A 16,170-nucleotide genomic window follows, 5' to 3' on the forward strand; every position below is an offset into this window, starting at 1 on the left:
TAACAAATAGTTGACGATCAGCGGGGAAGCGTTACATAATGAGGAGGAGACGTAGCACACGTCCTCCCCCAAATCTCTAAAAGGTGGCATCGATGGCACTTCGCGTAGCCTGCATTGGCGGCGGTCCTGGCGGACTGTTTTTCTCAACCCTGTTCAAGCAGACCGTTCCCGACGCCGACGTCGTGCTCTTTGAGCGGAACCAGGCAACTGACGCCTTCGGCTTCGGCGTGGTCTTCTCCGACGCAACGCTGAACCGGATTAACGACGCCGATCCTGTTGTCCGCAACGGCCTCCGGGACTACGGCACCCACTGGGAGGACATCGAGGTCTGGCTCAAAGGTGAACAGAAGTCTTTCGCCGGCAACGGCATGGCCGCCATTTACCGCAAGACCCTCCTGAAGCTCATGCAGGACCGGGCGGCAGAAGTCGGCGTCGATACGCGCTTTGGCCAGTACGTCCCGGACCTGTCGCAGCTCGATGACTTCGATGTGATTGTCGGCGCTGACGGCGCCAACTCATCCACCCGCGAACAGCTCGGCGACAGCCTGGGTCACACCGCCGAGACCGCGACTGCCAAGTTCATCTGGTTCGGCACCACCTACAAGTTCAATGGGCTCACCTTTGTTCACCGGCAAAGTGAATTCGGCAACTTCGCGGTCCACGGTTACCCGATCAGCGATGAGCTCAGCACCTTCATCGTTGAAACCGACGAAGACACCTGGCGGAAGGCCGGCCTCGATGAATTTGATGCCAGCCAGCCCCCTGGACCCTCCGACCTCAAGACCCAGCGTTTCCTCGAGAAATTGTTCGCCGAAGACATCTCCGGTGAACCGCTGGTGGCAAACAACTCCCGGTGGGCGAATTTCCGCACCCGCCGCACCCGCTCCTGGCACAAGGGCAACGTCGTCCTGCTCGGCGACGCTGTACACACCGCCCACTTCTCCGTCGGTTCCGGCACCAAGATGGCCATGGAAGACGCCATCAGTCTGGTCCGTGAAATCGCGGAACACCAGGACGACCTCGAACTCGCCTTCACAAATTACGAAGCTGAACGCCAGCCACAGGTTGCCAAGATCCAGAACCAGGCCCGCGGCGGCCTGAGCTGGTGGGAACACTTCGCCCGGTACTACAACTCCTTCGATCCGACCCAGTTCACCTTCCATTTCTTCTCCCGCAGCATCGACATCGACAAGATCCGCCAGCGCGACCCGGAGCTGGTGGCGTCTGCGGAACACGACTGGCTGGCCAGACACGGCAACTCCCCGCTGGAAACGCCGCTGATCGCCGGTTCCGTCGAGTTCGCGGGGCGCCAGCTCTCCGTGGCAGAGCACAATGGCCAGGTGGCCTTGACCGGCCCCGGCGGCAGCATTGCCCTGAGCACCAACCCCGCCGACGCCGACGCCAACACCGGACTGCTGCTTACCGCGCCTGACACCGAAGCGGGGCTGCCGGCCGCCTTCGAGCACCTGCCTGCCCGGGCTGCTGCCATTGTCATCCAGGGCGGCAATCCGTTCACGCGGATCCTCCTCTCAGAGGAAGCCCGTCTGGGCCGTGGCCTGACCAGCGTCATCGTCGATGACCGGGGCCCGGTATCGGCTCTGACCCTGGTGCTCTCCGGCCGGGCAGACGCCATTGCAACGGAAGGCACGGAGGCAACCAATGCATAGCCTCACTCCACTATTCGCACCCCGCGGCATCATCGTCGTGGGCGCCTCGTCCAGTCCGGAAAAGCTCGGCGCGGTTATGGCACAGTCGCTGGCCAACTACCCGGCTCCTGTTGAACTCGTCAACAGGAGCGGCGAAAACGGCATGCACACCAGCATCGCCGACGCCGCAGCAGCAATTCCGGGAGGCCCCGACCTGGCAGTGCTCTGCGTACCCGCCGCAGCCACCGCCCAGGCACTGCGGGACAGTGCAGCAAACGGCGCCAAGGCTGCCCTTGTCTGCGCCGGGGGGTTCGCCGAGGCCGGCGGTCCCGGCATCGAATTCGCCCGCCAGGTGGAGGCAGCTGTCCGGGACACCGGCATTCGGCTGCTCGGCCCGAACACGTCCGGCTTTTTCGTCCCCCGCCGCAACCTGCGCGCCAGCTTCGTGCCCGGCGTCGCTGAACTGGAACCAGGTTCGGTGGCCGTCGTGGCGGCCAGCGGCGGAGTCAACCACGTCCTTGCTTTCCACTTGCAGCGCGCGGGAGCGGGCGTCAGCCTCGCCGTCGGCATCGGTGCCGGCACCGACATCAGCGCACCCGACGTCCTGGACTTCCTGATCTCCGACGAACACACCAAGGCAGTCGCCCTGCACCTGGAAACCGTCGCCGACGGACCAGCCCTGATAGACGCCGTCTCACGGCTCAGCGCGGTCAAACCGGTCGTGGCTTTGGTCGTCGGGCGAAATGACGTCTCCGAGTTCGCCCAGTCCCACACGGGCGCCCTGGCCACATCCTGGCGCACCACACGGGCGGTCCTGAAACAGGCCGGTGCCGTGATCGTCGACGACGAGAACCAGCTGGTTGCCGCTGTCACCGCCTTGGCCGGGCGGCGGCTTGCCCCGGCGGCCAACCCCGGAGTCGGACTCATCACAGGGCAGGCGGGCCCCGGACTGTTGATCGCCGATGCCCTCCACAGCGCCGGCGTGACGCTGCCGCGCCTGGCCCAGACCAGCCAGGACACCATCGGATCTCTGCTGCCGCCGCTGACCTTCCAGGCCAACCCCGTGGACACCGGCCGCCCCGGTCCCGGCTACGAAAAGGTCGTGGCCGCAGTGGCCTCCGACCCGGCCATCGATGTCGTCGCGGTGTACGGGCTGACCGAACCCGTCGCCGACCTTCCTCTCGCCGTCGCCAATTCCGGTGTAGCTGACACAATGCCGTTCCTGATCGGCGTCGACGGACCCGACGGCGACCTGGAACGTGCCCGGAAGTCAGCCCACCAGCACAATCTGCCACTGATCAGCGGGCCGACCTCGTTGGCCTACGGCATTACAGCGCTGGTCAACGACGCCCGCGGGCAATTCCAGCGCGCCGAAGCACCCGCTGGAGCCTTCACCTGGCCGGCACTGGAGGGGCCGTGGGACGAGAACCGCGCCAAGGAACTCCTCGGCGCACTCGGCATCGCCACCCCTGCCCGGCGAAGCTGCAGCACCCGGGCCGCGGCTCATGACGCTCTCTCCGAGCTGGGCGGTCCGGTTGCGGTCAAGCTGCTCGACGCCGCGGTTCTGCACAAAACCGAGATCGGCGGTGTGCACCTGGGGGTGAACTCCCCCGAGGCCATGGACCGGGCGCTGGACGGCCTTGAAGCCGCCGGTGCCCGCGAATTCCTGGTCGAAGCAATGGCGCCATCCGGCATCGACCTCGTGGTCGGCGTCCGCCGTGATCCCGTCTTCGGACCGATCGCCGTTCTGGGCCTGGGTGGCACCACCGCGGAAGTCTTCGCCGATATTTCCATCCGCTCCGCTCCCCTTTCCGTCCGTGTGGCGGAGGGCATGCCCGGCGACCTCCAGGCGCGCGAGCTCTTGTACGGTTTCCGTTCCGGCCCGATGCTGGACACGCAGGAGTTGGCAGCCCTGCTGGTCAGGCTCGGCGACGCGCTTGTTTCCAATGACGCAATCGCAGAAATCGAAATCAACCCCCTGCGCCTGACCCATGACGGGCTCGTGGCCCTTGACGCAGTAGTTATCAATGTCGAGGAGGACATGAAATGACCAGCCACACCAGTGAAGGCACCATCCCCTGGCCGGCGGACCTTGCGGCCGAATTCCGCAGCAAGGGCTACTGGGAAGACCGCCCGCTCGGAGCCTACATCCTGGAAACCGCCGACCGGCTGCCGGAAAAAATCGCAATCGTGGACGGTGACGTCCGGCTCAGCTACGCCGAGGTGGCCAACAGAATGGATGCGGCCGCGGAACGCCTCCTGCAGTTGGGCCTAAAACCGGACGACCGCATCATGGTCCAGCTGCCCAACGGCTGGCAGTTCACGGTGCTGACCCTGGCGTGTTTCCGGGCCGGCATCATCCCCGTGATGGCTCTGCCGGCACACCGGCAATATGAGCTTTCGTTCCTCTCAGAGCTCTCCGAATCACGGGCCATCGCCGTACCGGACGTGATCAAGGACTTTGATCACCAGGCTATGGCCGAAGAACTTGCGTCAAGCATTCCTTCGCTGGAAATCATCCTCGTTTCCGGTGCAGCGCACCCCCAAAACGCACGTCTCGAGGAAATCCTGGCACCCGGCAAGGACGTTTCGGGCACCCGCGCACGGCTGGACGCCGGTGCACCGTCGCCTGACTCGCCAGCGCTGTTTCTGCTCTCGGGGGGCACCACCGGGCTGCCCAAACTGATTACCAGGACCCACAACGACTACGCCTACAACATCAAAGCCACGTCCGTTCCCACCGGAGTCACCGAGGACACTGTCTATCTGGGCACCCTTCCGGCCAGCCACAACTTCCCGCTGGCCTGCCCGGGCATCCTCGGAATCCTGTTCGCCGGCGGCCGCGTGGTCATGCTGCCGAGCCCCGAACCGCGGAAGGCCTTCGCCGCTATCGAACGTGAGGGCGTGACACTTTCAACCGCGGTCCCCGCAGTGGCCCAGCGATGGATCGAGTACATGCAGGAAGCAGGCACCCAGCAGCTGGCCAGCCTCGAGGTGCTTCAGGTCGGCGGCTCGCGCCTTCCGGACGAGATTGCCCGAAAAGTGAAGCCAGTCCTGGGCGCGACCCTGCAGCAGGTCTTTGGCATGGCCGAGGGGCTCATCAACACCACCCGGCTGGATGATCCCAAAGACGTCATCTGCACGACGCAGGGCCGCCCCGTGTCCGAAGCCGACGAGGTCCGCATCGTCGATGAGGCCGGCGAGGACCTGCCGGACGGCGTCCCGGGCTCCATCCTGACCCGCGGACCCTACACACCCAGGGGCTATTACCGCGCCCCCGAGGCCAACTCGCGGGCCTTCACCGCCGACGGCTGGTACGCCAGCGGTGACATTGTCGAGCGGCGTCCCGACGGAAACCTCATCGTCCAGGGCCGCGATAAGGACATGATCAACCGCGGCGGAGAGAAAATCTCGGCCGAGGAAATCGAAAGCCTGGTTTACCGGATCGATGACGTGACCATGGCAGCCGCGGTCGCAATGCCGGACCAGATGCTGGGTGAACGGCTCTGCCTTTACATCACGGTCAAACCCGGACGCGAAGTGACGCTTGAACAAATCCAGGAGCTCCTGCGCCGGACCGGTGTTGCTGCCTTCAAAATCCCGGAGCATCTCGTGGTCGTCGACGAACTGCCAACCACCAAAGTCGGCAAGATCAACAAAAAAGACCTCCGCGCCGACATCGCCGAACGCCTGGCTGCCGCCGGCGCCCACGCCAAGTAGAGGATTGCCATGTCTGAGAACATCACCCATGAGTCAGTTGCCGCGGGGCACACTGCCCCGGAGCCGACGCCTGAAGAGGCGGCCCAGCTCAAAGAGCTGTACCGGGATTTTGACCGGGAGAACCTGATCCCGCTCTGGACCGAGATCGCGGATCTGATGCCGATGGTCCCGTCCCCGAAGGCGGTGCCCCATGTGTGGCGGTGGAGCGACCTGTATCCGCTGGCGGCCCGCGCCGGTGACCTGGTCCCGGTGGGCCGCGGCGGGGAACGCCGCGCGATTGCCCTGGCCAACCCGGGCCTGGCCGGGACGCCGTATGCCACCCCGACGCTGTGGGCGGCGATCCAGTACCTCGGTGCCCGGGAGACCGCCCCGGAGCACCGCCACTCCCAGAACGCGTTCCGTTTCGTCGTCGAGGGCGAGGGCGTCTGGACGGTGGTGAACGGGGATCCGGTGCGGATGTCGCGCGGGGATTTTCTGCTGACCCCGGGCTGGAACTTCCACGGCCACCACAACGACACCGATGAGCCGATGGCCTGGATCGACGGCCTGGACATCCCGTTCGTGCACTACGCCGACGCCGGCTTCTTCGAGTTCGGCACCGAGCGTGTCACCGACGAGGCGACCCCGGACATCTCCCGCTCCGAACGTCTCTGGGCGCACCCGGGCCTGCGCCCGCTTTCCGGTTTGGACGACACCACGAGCTCCCCGATCGCGGCCTACCGCTGGGAATACACGGACCGGGCCCTGACCGAGCAGCTCCTGCTCGAGGACGAGGGCCACCCGGCGACCGTGTCCCAGGGCCACGCCGCGGTCCGCTACACCAACCCCACCACCGGCGGGGACGTGATGCCGACCATCCGGGCCGAATTCCACCGGCTCCGCGCCGGCGCCACCACGGAAACCGTCCGTGAGGTCGGCTCCAGCGTCTGGCAGGTCTTCGAGGGCTCCGGCACGGTGGTCCTGAACGGCGAGACCAGGACCCTGGCAAAGGGCGACCTGTTCGTCGTCCCGTCCTGGGCTCAGTGGTCCCTGCAGGCCGACACTGGCCCTCAAACGGAGTTTGATCTGTTCCGCTTCAGTGACGCCCCCATTTTCGAACGGCTGAACTTCAACCGCACCTACATCGAAGGACGCAAGAACGCATGAGACTCCTCACCCTCCGCACCGGGAACGGCACGACGAAGGCTGTCCGCCAGGACGGGACCACCCTGACCGAGATCGACGGTTTCGCCGACGTCGGGGCGCTGCTGCGCTCCGGCAACTGGGAAGGGACCGCGAAGGCCGCCGCCGGTGCCACGCACCCGCTGGCGGGCGCGGACCTGGCCGCCGTGGTCCCCTTCCCGGGCAAGATCATCTGCGTGGGCCACAACTACCGCAACCACATCAAGGAAATGGGCCGGGACGTCCCCGAGTTCCCGACTCTGTTCGCGAAGTACCAGGAATCCCTGATCGGCCCGAACGATGACCTGGCCCTGCCGCAGGAATCGTCCACCGTCGACTGGGAATCCGAACTCGCCGTCATCATCGGCAAAAAAGGCCGCCGGATCGCCGAGGCCGACGCCGCGGACCACATCGCCGGCTACGCGGTCCTGAACGACGTGTCGATGCGCGACTACCAGTTCCGCACTATCCAGTGGCTCCAGGGCAAGACCTGGGAGAAATCCACCCCGTTCGGGCCCGCACTGGTCACCAAAGACGAGTTCAGCGGCGGCCTGATGACCACCGCGGTCGACGGCGAGATCCAGCAGCAGACCCCCACCAACGACGTCGTCTTCACCCCGGAGTTCCTGGTCTCCTACATCTCCACCATCATCACCCTGAACCCGGGAGATGTGATCGCCACCGGCACCCCGGGAGGGGTGGGCCACGCCCAGGACCCGAAGCGCTACCTGCAGGAAGGCCAGCTCCTGGTCACCACCATCGAGGGCCTCGGAGAACTGAAGAACCGCGTCATCAAGGAAGCCTGATGGTCGCCCGCCACGACCAGACCACCGACCCGGACCTGCTCGCGGCGCTGCTGCAGGCCCGCCGGGGCACGGCGTTCTTCGCCCGCAAGCTCAACGAACTCACCGACGCGGAGCTCGACGGCGACACGCTGCTGCCGGGCTGGACCCGCCGCCACATCACCGCGCACATCGGCTACAACGCCCGGGCCATCGCCCGGCTCGTCGAGTGGGCGGCCACCGGGGTGGAAACCCCGATGTACGCCTCCACCGCGGTCCGGGACCACGAGATCGACTTCGGCGCAACCCTGTCCCCGATCGCGCTGCGGCACCTCTTCGACCACTCCGCCGTGCACCTGAACGTCGAATGGCGGGACCTGCCCGAGGACGCCTGGCACCACTTAGTCCGCACCATCCAGGGCCGCGAAGTCCCCGCCACGGAAACGGTCTGGATGCGCACCCGCGAAGTCTGGATGCACGCCGTCGACCTCGACAACGGCGCGGCCTTCCACGACATCCCGGAACCCGTGCTCGAACGGCTCCTGAAGGACATCACCGGCGCCTGGCACACCCGCGGCACCGATGAGAGCCTCCTCATCAAGGTCACGGACCGGAACCTCACCTTCGGGGACACCACCTCGGCATCCCCCGCCGTGGTCTCCGGACCGCTCGCGTCCGTCGTCGAATGGGCCTCCGGCCGCGGCAGTGCCGGCGTGACAGCAGTGGACGCCGAGGCCTCGCCAGCGGCAGTTGCGGCTGCCCCGAAGTGGATCTGAGCCACAGCGCCTGACCCCACCATGACCAGGAAAGCCCCCTCAATCGAGGGGGCTTTCCTCACATCAAATTGGCACTAATGGATGGTTTGCAGGTGTCGATACTGGTCGAAACAGCGAGGACAGCGACGCTGGATAGCCATAATCCGGATGCGGCGATGACGGGAAAATGATGGCCGCAGCGGCCGGTTAACTGGTGGGAAGGCCATGGCAGCAAAGCCCATCAGTTCCTGCAAATCGCCTTCTACGCCGGCCCGCCAACCGACTGGCCAGGCTCAGCAAGCTCATGACCTGCTCCGAATCGGTTGCCATGTCATGCCGTTGCGACCGCATTCCTGCATGAACAGGTATCAAAACGGAAATTCTGGACCAGCCGCAACCCCGGGTCGATCTAAAGAATAATCAGCAAATCATGTCGTAAACCGCCGCAGCCACCATGAACTAGTGAACGCAGAAACCGACGGAAGGACGAACGAGGATGAACACCCAGAACGCACCCCGGAGGGCGGTACCCGGCCTGCCGTAGTCAGCCGCTCCCCTAACAACCGAATAGGCGGCTCGGGACCCACACACCCGGAACATCAGATCAGAGGCGAGAGTGTGGACACTGTCCACACGAAAAAACGCCAAAAAGGCCCCTGACCTGGGAAAACACTGTGCCCGAGGTGGGACTCGAACCGGGTTCCAGCCCCTGAATTTCCGCCACTCCCCCAAAAACCTCTGCAATCCGGCCCAGTCCGGCACCCGTACGACCCGATCCGAAGCCCAAGGTGTGCACATTGTGCACACCCTCTTTTCTTTCCACTTCGGCGCCCCCAACCAAGCTGCCTAAACGGCTGTCCTGGCTCGGGAGTTGTGTCTTGGGCACGATTTCGCTCCGATATGAAGAGAAGGCCTCCGGAACCGGACCGGCCCCGAACAAGCACCGCACGACGGGGCGGCCCTCATGCGGGAAATCGACGAACATCATGGCGGCCGGTTCCTCCTTTCCGCACATCTCATGGAGAAACGAACCGCAAACTACATGACCAACGGACAGCCCGGCCCTCCAGAAGGTGAGCACGCACCATCGACGGCGCATCGGAGACGACCGCAACGTCCGCCTTTTCCCCGTCCAAGAGGTACTCAACTGGCTGGCGACAGCCAACTGATAGTGGCCATTACGTCAGCCCAATCCGGATTCTTGCCTCGTTCGTCCACCCTCCGTGAGCCCGTGAGTAAAGAGACGGTAGTCGGTCGGTACAGGATCCACGACCACATCCAAACGGCCGACGCCTGGTGGGTTCCCATCTGGGTCTTTCACTGCTTAACCGCCCAATCCAATGACCGCGAACGGCCGGCAGTTTACGACCAGGCACCGCCCGGCGTGTCAGTCCAACCCCGGATCCACCGTTATTCAGACACTCCCCCTGCCTCTGCCTTCGCGGCGGCGGCCTGTGGCTCAGACGACTACCAGGGGCAACACCTCCAGCGGTCAGTCCGCTCGGTTGAAGTTATTGAGTGCGTAGTCGAGGACGATTGAGAAGTCGTCTGCTTCCACGGCATCCACGTAGCGGGCATTAGGCAGGGGGTCGCACCTGAAGGTGAGCGGTCGGCCCAGGTATGGCGCCCATATCGTCGCCACCGGTTGGCCGTAGTTGTCCAGGGCTACCCATTCCCCCGGTCCTGTCCTGCGGGCTAGTCCAAGATGCGCTGTAGCCGCACTGGTGAATTCGTCTTGAAGAGGTTGGAATGCTGTCATTTGGTAAGACTCCGTCCTGGTGAGGCTGATGATTTTGCCGTGAAATGGCACGTCTCGGGTACGACGTGTTCTGGCCGGGTCGGTCCAGGTGAAGTGCCGCTCAGCGTTAATTCATACGGACCGGGCTAACGCGCTGTGCTGGTCGCTTGGATGGATGCCAGGAGTTCGCGGACAGCAGCGGCCCCTTCCTCGGAGGAGAAGTCTGAGCTCAGGCCCACAACGCTGACCCCGGCAGAAAGGTAGGTGAGGGCAGTTGATGCTTTCATCCCACCCGTGGCGACGAACTGCACATTCGGGAAGGGTCCTTTCAGGGCCTTGACCCACTCCGGGCCGAGAAACGAGGCGGGGAATGCCTTGAGCCAGGTTAGGCCGAACGCCTGGGCGCGGAGGATTTCGCTCGCGGTGGCCACCCCCGGCAGGTGCGGGATGCCGCGGCGGATGCTCTCCTGGATGATTCCTTCATCAAGTCCCGGGGAGACGGTGAAGGAGGCGTTGGCGGATGCCGCGGCGTCCAGTTGCTCGATTCTGATGATGGTGCCGGCGCCCACGGCCACGCCGCGCTCGGCGGCCGTGCGGGCCACTGCTGCGAGGGTGGGGACGGCTTCGGGTGTTTCGATGGTGACTTCGACGTGTTGGACGCCGGCGTCCCATGCCCGGATGGCGGAGCGCACGGCTTCGCCGGGTGTGAGGCCGCGGAGGACGGCGATGACCGGGACCTGGAAGAAGTCGTCCTCGAACCAGTCGTTGAGCAGCGTGTGTGCCAAGGTGTTCTCTTTCATATGGGGTTGTCAGAGGGTTGCCGGTGTGGTCAGCTCACGCCTGCCTGATGTTCTCCGGCTTCGTAGCTGCGGGCTCTGGTCCCGTGGCCAAGGCGGTAATCGGCGCGCGTACCCAGAGTCCATGCGGCAAAGGAATGTCCGAGGGCGAGCCTGTCTTCGGGTTTGTCCCCGCGGAGGAGGCCGGCCAGAAAGCCGGCTGCGAACGCGTCGCCCGCGCCTACGGGTTCGACCACCTGGACCCGGTGTGCCGGCATCCGATGGATGCGTTCAGGCCGGTTGTGATCCCGGACGAATTCGACGGCTTCGGTTGCCGAGTCCTTGATGACCAAGTGGCGGGGATGAGGCAGGAGAGCCGACACTTGTTCTGCCGTGGTACACCCCCACAGGGTTTCTGCTTCATCGAGGCCGACGAGGACGACCGTTGCCGTGGCCGCCAATTCCAGCAGGCGCGGTCCGGCGTCGTCGATGCCCCAGAGGGCGGGGCGGTAGTTGACGTCGAAGGAGACCCTGTAGCCTTTGGCGCTGGCCTGGTCCAGGAGGTGCTCCGTCAGCGCCGAGCAGCGCTCCGACAGGGCGGCATTGATGCCGCTGGTGTGGATCCAGCCGGTCTGCTCCAGCGGCCATGCCCCGGAATCCTCCGGCGTCATGGCGGAGGCCGCTGATCCGGCCCGGTAGTAGAGAGTCCTGGCACCGCCGCCCAGGTCAGGGTCCTTGAAGTACACGCCCGTTGGGGCGGTGTTGTCGCGCGTGACCAGGCTGACGTCCACGCCCCGGGCGGCGAGGCCAGCGAGGATCCGGTCACCGAACGGGTCCTCGCCGAGGCGGCTGGCCCATCCGGTGCGATATCCGAATTCGGCCAGATGTGCCGCGACATTGGACTCCGCTCCGCCGTATCCGAGCAGGCATTCGTCGGCCTCCCTCAGCGGCTGGGCCTTGGCCGGGGTGACCACGGCCATGGTTTCGCCAACGCAAAGCACGTCCAGGGTCATTTGACGGCCCCTGCGGTGAGGCCGCTGACGAAGAACCGGCCCAGGACGAGGTAGAGCAGGACAGTGGGCGCGGCGACCAGGACTGCGCCTGCCATCAGTTCGGAGTAGTCCACGGTGGTGGTTCCGATGAGATTGTTCAGGGTCACTGTGGCAGGCCACGCGGCCGGGGAGGCCAAGATGAACCCGAAGAGAAAATCATTCCAGATGTTCGTGCACTGGAAGATCCCGGCGACAACGAACCCGGGCACGGAGAGCGGGAGCATCACGCGGAAGTATGTTGCCCAGATCCCTGCACCGTCGATGGATGCAGCTTCGACGATTGCGCTGGGGATGCCCTCGTAGTAGTTGCGGAAGATCAGGGTGGTGATTGGGATGCCGTAGATAATGTGGACCAGGATCAGGCCAAAGATGCTTCCCTGCAGGTGCAGTATGTTCAGGAACTGGAAGACCGGGATGATGACGGCCTGGAAGGGAATGAACATGCCGACCAGCAGCACCGTGAAGAGAGCGTTGGAACCTCGGAACGGGAACTTGGCGAGGATGTAGCCGTTGATCGAGCCAAGGAGGCAGGAGATCAGTGCGGCCGGGATCGTGATCTGCAGGGAGTTGGCAAGCGAGCCGTGGAGTTTCGTCCAGGCCCCTTTGAAAGCCTCCAGGCTGGGTGCATCGGGGAAGGCGAGGAAGAAGCTGGGTGCACCGGTGCTTCCGGACAGTGCCGTAGCAATGATGACGTAAACGGGTACCAGCATACCCATGGTGGCAATTGAGCAGACCGCCAGGATAATCCATCCGCCTGGAGTCTTGGGCATGCTCCAGGACCGGGGCTTTCGGGCCAGCTTTCCGGGGCGTCGGGGCGTCGCGTGGGCGGGCTGGGACGTAGTCGTTTCGAGGGTGTCGACGGCCATTTCTATGCCTTTCGCTCTTTCCGGTATCCGCGTACGAGGTAGGGGACGATCACCACGAGGGTCAACAGGAGCAGGATGATCGCCATTGCGGAGGCTTTGTCGTAACGGCTGGTGAGGTAGTTGTAGATGTAGATGCCGGGGACGTCGGTAACGAAACCGGGGCCGGAGCCTGACATTGCGACGACGAGGTCGAAGATCTTCAGGGCCACGTGAAGCAGGAGCACGAAGCAGGTGATGGTCGAGGGCCACAGCTGCGGAAGCATGATGTAGCGCAGGCGCTGCCAGAGGTTGGCGCCGTCAACGTTGGCGGCTTCGAGGTGTTCTTCGGGGATGGAGGCAAGCCCGGCGAGGTACATGGCCATGGCGAACCCGACCAGCTGCCAGGCGGCGGCGAAGATGATGGGCAGCAGTGCCACCGGGATGCCGAGCTGGACTTTTAAGAAGTCCGTGCCGGAGGGATCGTTCAATGCTCCGAGGACGGTGGGGTCCGTGGTCCAGCCGGGAGGGTTCTCGATCCCAAAGTTCCTCAGGATTTCGTTGACACCCGTGGAGGGCGCGAAAATCCAGCGCCAGGCAACACCGGTGACGATGAAGGACAGGGCGTACGGCAGGAGGAAGACCGTGCGGAACAGGCCCTTGCCGACGGTGACGTGGTGGATGAAGAGGGCTGCGACGAGTCCGCCAAGGATGGCCAGGACCAAGAAGATCACGGTGAAGATCACCACGTTGCGGATGTCGGCCTGGAAGCGCTGTTCCTGGACCAGCTCGCCGTACGTGGCCCCCAGAGGCTCTCGGAGGCTCAGATTCGGGCTCGTGCCGATCTTCCAGTTGGAGAGGGAGATATAGGCGGTGATGCCGATAAAGACGTAGACGAAGAGGAAGCTGACCAGCAGGCTGGGGGCGAAAATCCACGCCGCCCGGCGGGCTGTCTTGACGTTGTGGGGTACCTGTTTCCTGGACCGGGGGTCGGGGTCCACCGGCGTTGGCTGTGCTGTTGCTGTTGTCATGTGAGTACTGATCCTGTCCGGGGGTGTGGCTGCAGAGCCCTGCAGCCACACCCTTTGCGACTTGGTTGGCTGGCCGGCTATTTACAGCTGGGACTTCTGCGCCTGCGTCATGCTGGCGGTGAAGGCATCGATGTTTCCACTGCCGTTGAAGGTGGAAACAGCGTCGGCGAAGGTCTGGGCGAACTCCGCCCCGGCGGCCTGGGCATGGGCCAGGGATGATACAACTTTGGCTGAAGCGAAGCTCTTGGCGGCCTCCTGCTGGTATTCGGAGAGGCCGGAGATGTCGGCGGACTTCACCGCGGGGATGGAGCCCTTCTTCGCCGCGAAGTCAGTCTGGACCTTGGGATCCATCAGCGTCTTCAGCCAGGCGTTCGCCGCGTCCGCGTGCGGGATGTTGTTCGCGGGAATGGAGAAGCCGTCACCGACGTAGCTGAAGATGTCTTCCTTGCCTGGGAAGGCCACCCAGGTGAAGTCGGTGCCGGGCTTCTTCCCGGCGTTGACCAGTTCGCCGTAGGCCCAGTCCCCCATCAGGTTGACGGCGCAGACGCCGTCGGCCATCTTCTTAGCCGCTTCATCCCATGTGATGGCGGAATGGTCTTTGTTGGCGAGCGACAGGATGGCCTTGTAGTCCTCCAGGGCCTGCTTCACCTCGGGTGCGTCGAAGGAGTACTCGTTGGTGAAGAGCTTCTTCCAGTTATCGGCGCCTGTCCGCGACATGATGATGGACTCAAGCAGCTCGGCAGACGCGAAGATGTCCTTGTCCCCCAGGCATAATGGTGTGGCCCCGGACGCCTGGACCTTCTTCAGGCCGGCGATCAGCCCGTCGACGCCGGCAGCGGGGTCGATCTTGACGTTGGCCTTGGAGAGCACTGCGGGGTTGGTCCACAGCACATTGCCGCGATGCACGCCGATCGGGACCGTGTAGTACCTGCCGCCGACCTGCTGGGCTTCGGCCACGTCTTTGGGCATTTGTGATGCCCAATCGTTCTGCTTCCACAGCTCAGTCAGATCCGCGACCTGGCCACCGTCCACGTAGCTCTTGAGCTGTCCGGCCGGATGCACCTGCCAGGAATCCGGCGGGCTGCCGGCCTGAAGGCGCGCGGCCAGTGCCTGCCTTGCGTTGGCGCCACCGCCGCCGGAGACCGCGGCGTTATCCACGGACAGGCCCGGCTTGGCCGCTTTCACACCATCAATCAGAACGTTCAGGGCGTCGGCCTCCGATCCGGAGGTCCACCACGAGGTAATTTCCAGCTTGTCCGAGGCCCCGGCGGAACTACCGGCGGGCTGATTGGCGGAACATCCGGTTACTGCGATGAGGCTTGCCGCCACCGTTACGGCCAGCGAGGTCTTGAGCTTGTTTGGTGCACGCATTGACTACTCTCCTTTGGGTTGTCAGACGCCGGATAAGGGCCGGCTAGAGCCTGCGTTGTGGTCCAGATTACATAGGATGGTAGATCGATGCAATAGATCTCATACTTGTCATCTCATTAGGGTGTGCCGGTCGCGGCAAATACAGACCATTGGCCCCAAGATCCCTTATATCTAGGCTTTTCCGGCTCACGGATCTTTGTTAGATCGGTCTACCAAAGTCCATCGAATCATGATAGAAATATTGAACCGATGGTGGAGGAAGGTGCAACAACAGTGAAAAACGTGACGCTGAACGACGTCAGCAGGGCCGCGGGGGTATCTCGATCCACCGCATCCTTGGTGCTGCGGGGGAGCTCGCGAATTCCCGAGGCGACATCGGAGCGGGTCCGGCTGGCAATGTCGGAATTGGGCTACGTCTACAACCGGCACGCGGCAAACATGCGGCGCAGCGACTCCATGACTCTCGGGCTGATCGTTACTGACATCCGCAACCCCTACTTTGCCGGGCTGACGATGGCCATTGAAGAGGCCGCACACGCAGGAGGATACACGCTGCTTATCGGCTACAGCCGCGATGACGTGGATCGCCAATCGCTGCAGCTTGAGACTATGGTGCAGCAGCAGGTCGACGGGATTTTGTTACTGCCGGCCACAGGATCGGAGCTGCCCCCCGTCTGCGGCATCATTGACCGCTCCTCCGTCCCGGTGCTGCAGCTTGCCCGCTACTTCTCCGAAGAACTGGACTACGTCGGCCCCGACAACGTTTGCGCGGGCCATCAACTGGCCCGGCACGTGTCCTCCCTGGGTGCAGCGTCGGCCGTTCTGATTGGCGGCCCCGACCGCTCTTCGGCCCGCACGGAACGCATTAAGGGCCTGGAGACCGGGTTCACCGGAAGCAGTGTTGTCTTCGATGCCTCGCTTTCGGCTGCCACGACCACGAACAATGCCGCCGGCGGCTCCGAGGGCGTAGCTCGCGTGCTGGACCAGGGCATCTGGCCGGACTGCATCATCGCCTACAGCGACGCCGTCGCGCTCGGTATCTACGCCGAACTGCGCCGGCGGAACCTTGAACCGGGCCGGGACATCTCCGTGGCCAGCTTTGACGACATCGCCATGGCCGAGTTGCTGCTGCCGCCACTGACTTCGGTGTCCACTTACCCGGAACTGATCGGACACAAGGCAGCAGAGCTGCTGCTGAAGCGTATCCGCGACCCCTCACTGCAACCACAGCGCTCGCTCATCGAACCGGCCCTGAAAATCAGGGCCTCCACCGCCCAATGGCGACCACGAACCTAG

The 16,170-nt window shown here is 64.2% G+C and carries 12 protein-coding genes; 7 read left to right on the forward strand and 5 right to left on the reverse strand.

The window, feature by feature from the left end:
* Positions 1–92 precede the first annotated feature (92 nt).
* From AC1MFL_RS01075 to AC1MFL_RS01100, 6 genes are read left to right on the forward strand one after another with little or no spacing between them, the layout of a single operon-like run.
* The gene (locus AC1MFL_RS01075; RefSeq protein ID WP_479812755.1) at positions 93–1,667 is read left to right on the forward strand and encodes an FAD-dependent monooxygenase; all 1,575 of its coding nucleotides are present in this window, start codon (positions 93–95) and stop codon (positions 1,665–1,667) included.
* Positions 1,660–3,696 carry an acetate--CoA ligase family protein gene (locus tag AC1MFL_RS01080; RefSeq protein WP_479812757.1) on the forward strand — a complete coding sequence of 679 codons (2,037 nt, stop codon included), beginning with the start codon at positions 1,660–1,662 and terminating at the stop codon, positions 3,694–3,696. The genes AC1MFL_RS01075 and AC1MFL_RS01080 overlap by 8 nt, the downstream gene beginning before the upstream one ends.
* On the forward strand, positions 3,693–5,366 hold the full coding sequence (locus tag AC1MFL_RS01085; protein WP_479812759.1) for a (2,3-dihydroxybenzoyl)adenylate synthase: 1,674 nt from the start codon (positions 3,693–3,695) through the stop codon (positions 5,364–5,366). The genes AC1MFL_RS01080 and AC1MFL_RS01085 overlap by 4 nt, the downstream gene beginning before the upstream one ends.
* A gap of 9 nt (positions 5,367–5,375) precedes the next feature.
* Entirely contained in the window at positions 5,376–6,512 is a 1,137-nt protein-coding gene (locus AC1MFL_RS01090) for a cupin domain-containing protein (RefSeq protein ID WP_479812761.1), read from the forward strand.
* On the forward strand, positions 6,509–7,333 hold the full coding sequence (locus tag AC1MFL_RS01095; RefSeq protein ID WP_479812763.1) for a fumarylacetoacetate hydrolase family protein: 825 nt from the start codon (positions 6,509–6,511) through the stop codon (positions 7,331–7,333). Before AC1MFL_RS01090 ends, AC1MFL_RS01095 begins: the two co-directional genes overlap by 4 nt.
* Entirely contained in the window at positions 7,333–8,085 is a 753-nt protein-coding gene (locus AC1MFL_RS01100; protein ID WP_479812765.1) for a maleylpyruvate isomerase family mycothiol-dependent enzyme, read from the forward strand. Before AC1MFL_RS01095 ends, AC1MFL_RS01100 begins: the two co-directional genes overlap by 1 nt.
* A gap of 1,863 nt (positions 8,086–9,948) precedes the next feature.
* On the opposite strand, the gene AC1MFL_RS01105 is transcribed toward AC1MFL_RS01100, so the two are convergent.
* The 5 genes from AC1MFL_RS01105 to AC1MFL_RS01125 form a co-directional block, all read right to left on the reverse strand.
* Positions 9,949–10,587 carry a bifunctional 4-hydroxy-2-oxoglutarate aldolase/2-dehydro-3-deoxy-phosphogluconate aldolase gene (locus tag AC1MFL_RS01105; RefSeq protein WP_479812766.1) on the reverse strand — a complete coding sequence of 213 codons (639 nt, stop codon included), beginning with the start codon at positions 10,585–10,587 and terminating at the stop codon, positions 9,949–9,951.
* Between the two features lie 44 nt (positions 10,588–10,631).
* Positions 10,632–11,591, reverse strand: coding sequence for a sugar kinase (locus AC1MFL_RS01110; RefSeq protein ID WP_479812768.1), 960 nt, complete (start codon positions 11,589–11,591; stop codon positions 10,632–10,634).
* On the reverse strand, positions 11,588–12,496 hold the full coding sequence (locus AC1MFL_RS01115; RefSeq protein ID WP_479812770.1) for a carbohydrate ABC transporter permease: 909 nt from the start codon (positions 12,494–12,496) through the stop codon (positions 11,588–11,590). Before AC1MFL_RS01115 ends, AC1MFL_RS01110 begins: the two co-directional genes overlap by 4 nt.
* 2 nt (positions 12,497–12,498) lie before the next feature.
* Positions 12,499–13,503: a carbohydrate ABC transporter permease gene (locus AC1MFL_RS01120; RefSeq protein WP_479812772.1), complete on the reverse strand. Its 1,005-nt coding sequence runs from the start codon at positions 13,501–13,503 to the stop codon at positions 12,499–12,501.
* Positions 13,504–13,584: 81 nt separating this feature from the next.
* Entirely contained in the window at positions 13,585–14,874 is a 1,290-nt protein-coding gene (locus AC1MFL_RS01125) for an ABC transporter substrate-binding protein (protein WP_479812774.1), read from the reverse strand.
* A 249-nt stretch (positions 14,875–15,123) separates the two neighbouring features.
* On the opposite strand from AC1MFL_RS01125, the gene AC1MFL_RS01130 reads away from it, so the two are divergent.
* A complete protein-coding gene (locus AC1MFL_RS01130) occupies positions 15,124–16,170 on the forward strand; it encodes a LacI family DNA-binding transcriptional regulator (RefSeq protein WP_479812776.1) in 1,047 nt (348 codons plus the stop codon).

Source organism: Arthrobacter sp. BG3, assembly GCF_056680185.1.

What these genes read in the sequence shown, in the direction of transcription:
- AC1MFL_RS01125 (WP_479812774.1), bottom strand. Translation starts at nt 14,874, where the DNA reads ATGCGTGCACCAAACAAGCTCAAGACCTCGCTGGCCGTAACGGTGGCG.
- AC1MFL_RS01120 (WP_479812772.1), bottom strand. Translation starts at nt 13,503, where the DNA reads ATGACAACAGCAACAGCACAGCCAACGCCGGTGGACCCCGACCCCCGG.
- AC1MFL_RS01115 (WP_479812770.1), bottom strand. Translation starts at nt 12,496, where the DNA reads ATGGCCGTCGACACCCTCGAAACGACTACGTCCCAGCCCGCCCACGCG.
- AC1MFL_RS01095 (WP_479812763.1), top strand. Translation starts at nt 6,509, where the DNA reads ATGAGACTCCTCACCCTCCGCACCGGGAACGGCACGACGAAGGCTGTC.
- AC1MFL_RS01085 (WP_479812759.1), top strand. Translation starts at nt 3,693, where the DNA reads ATGACCAGCCACACCAGTGAAGGCACCATCCCCTGGCCGGCGGACCTT.
- AC1MFL_RS01130 (WP_479812776.1), top strand. Translation starts at nt 15,124, where the DNA reads ATGGTGGAGGAAGGTGCAACAACAGTGAAAAACGTGACGCTGAACGAC.
- AC1MFL_RS01090 (WP_479812761.1), top strand. Translation starts at nt 5,376, where the DNA reads ATGTCTGAGAACATCACCCATGAGTCAGTTGCCGCGGGGCACACTGCC.
- AC1MFL_RS01080 (WP_479812757.1), top strand. Translation starts at nt 1,660, where the DNA reads ATGCATAGCCTCACTCCACTATTCGCACCCCGCGGCATCATCGTCGTG.
- AC1MFL_RS01110 (WP_479812768.1), bottom strand. Translation starts at nt 11,591, where the DNA reads ATGACCCTGGACGTGCTTTGCGTTGGCGAAACCATGGCCGTGGTCACC.
- AC1MFL_RS01075 (WP_479812755.1), top strand. Translation starts at nt 93, where the DNA reads ATGGCACTTCGCGTAGCCTGCATTGGCGGCGGTCCTGGCGGACTGTTT.
- AC1MFL_RS01100 (WP_479812765.1), top strand. Translation starts at nt 7,333, where the DNA reads ATGGTCGCCCGCCACGACCAGACCACCGACCCGGACCTGCTCGCGGCG.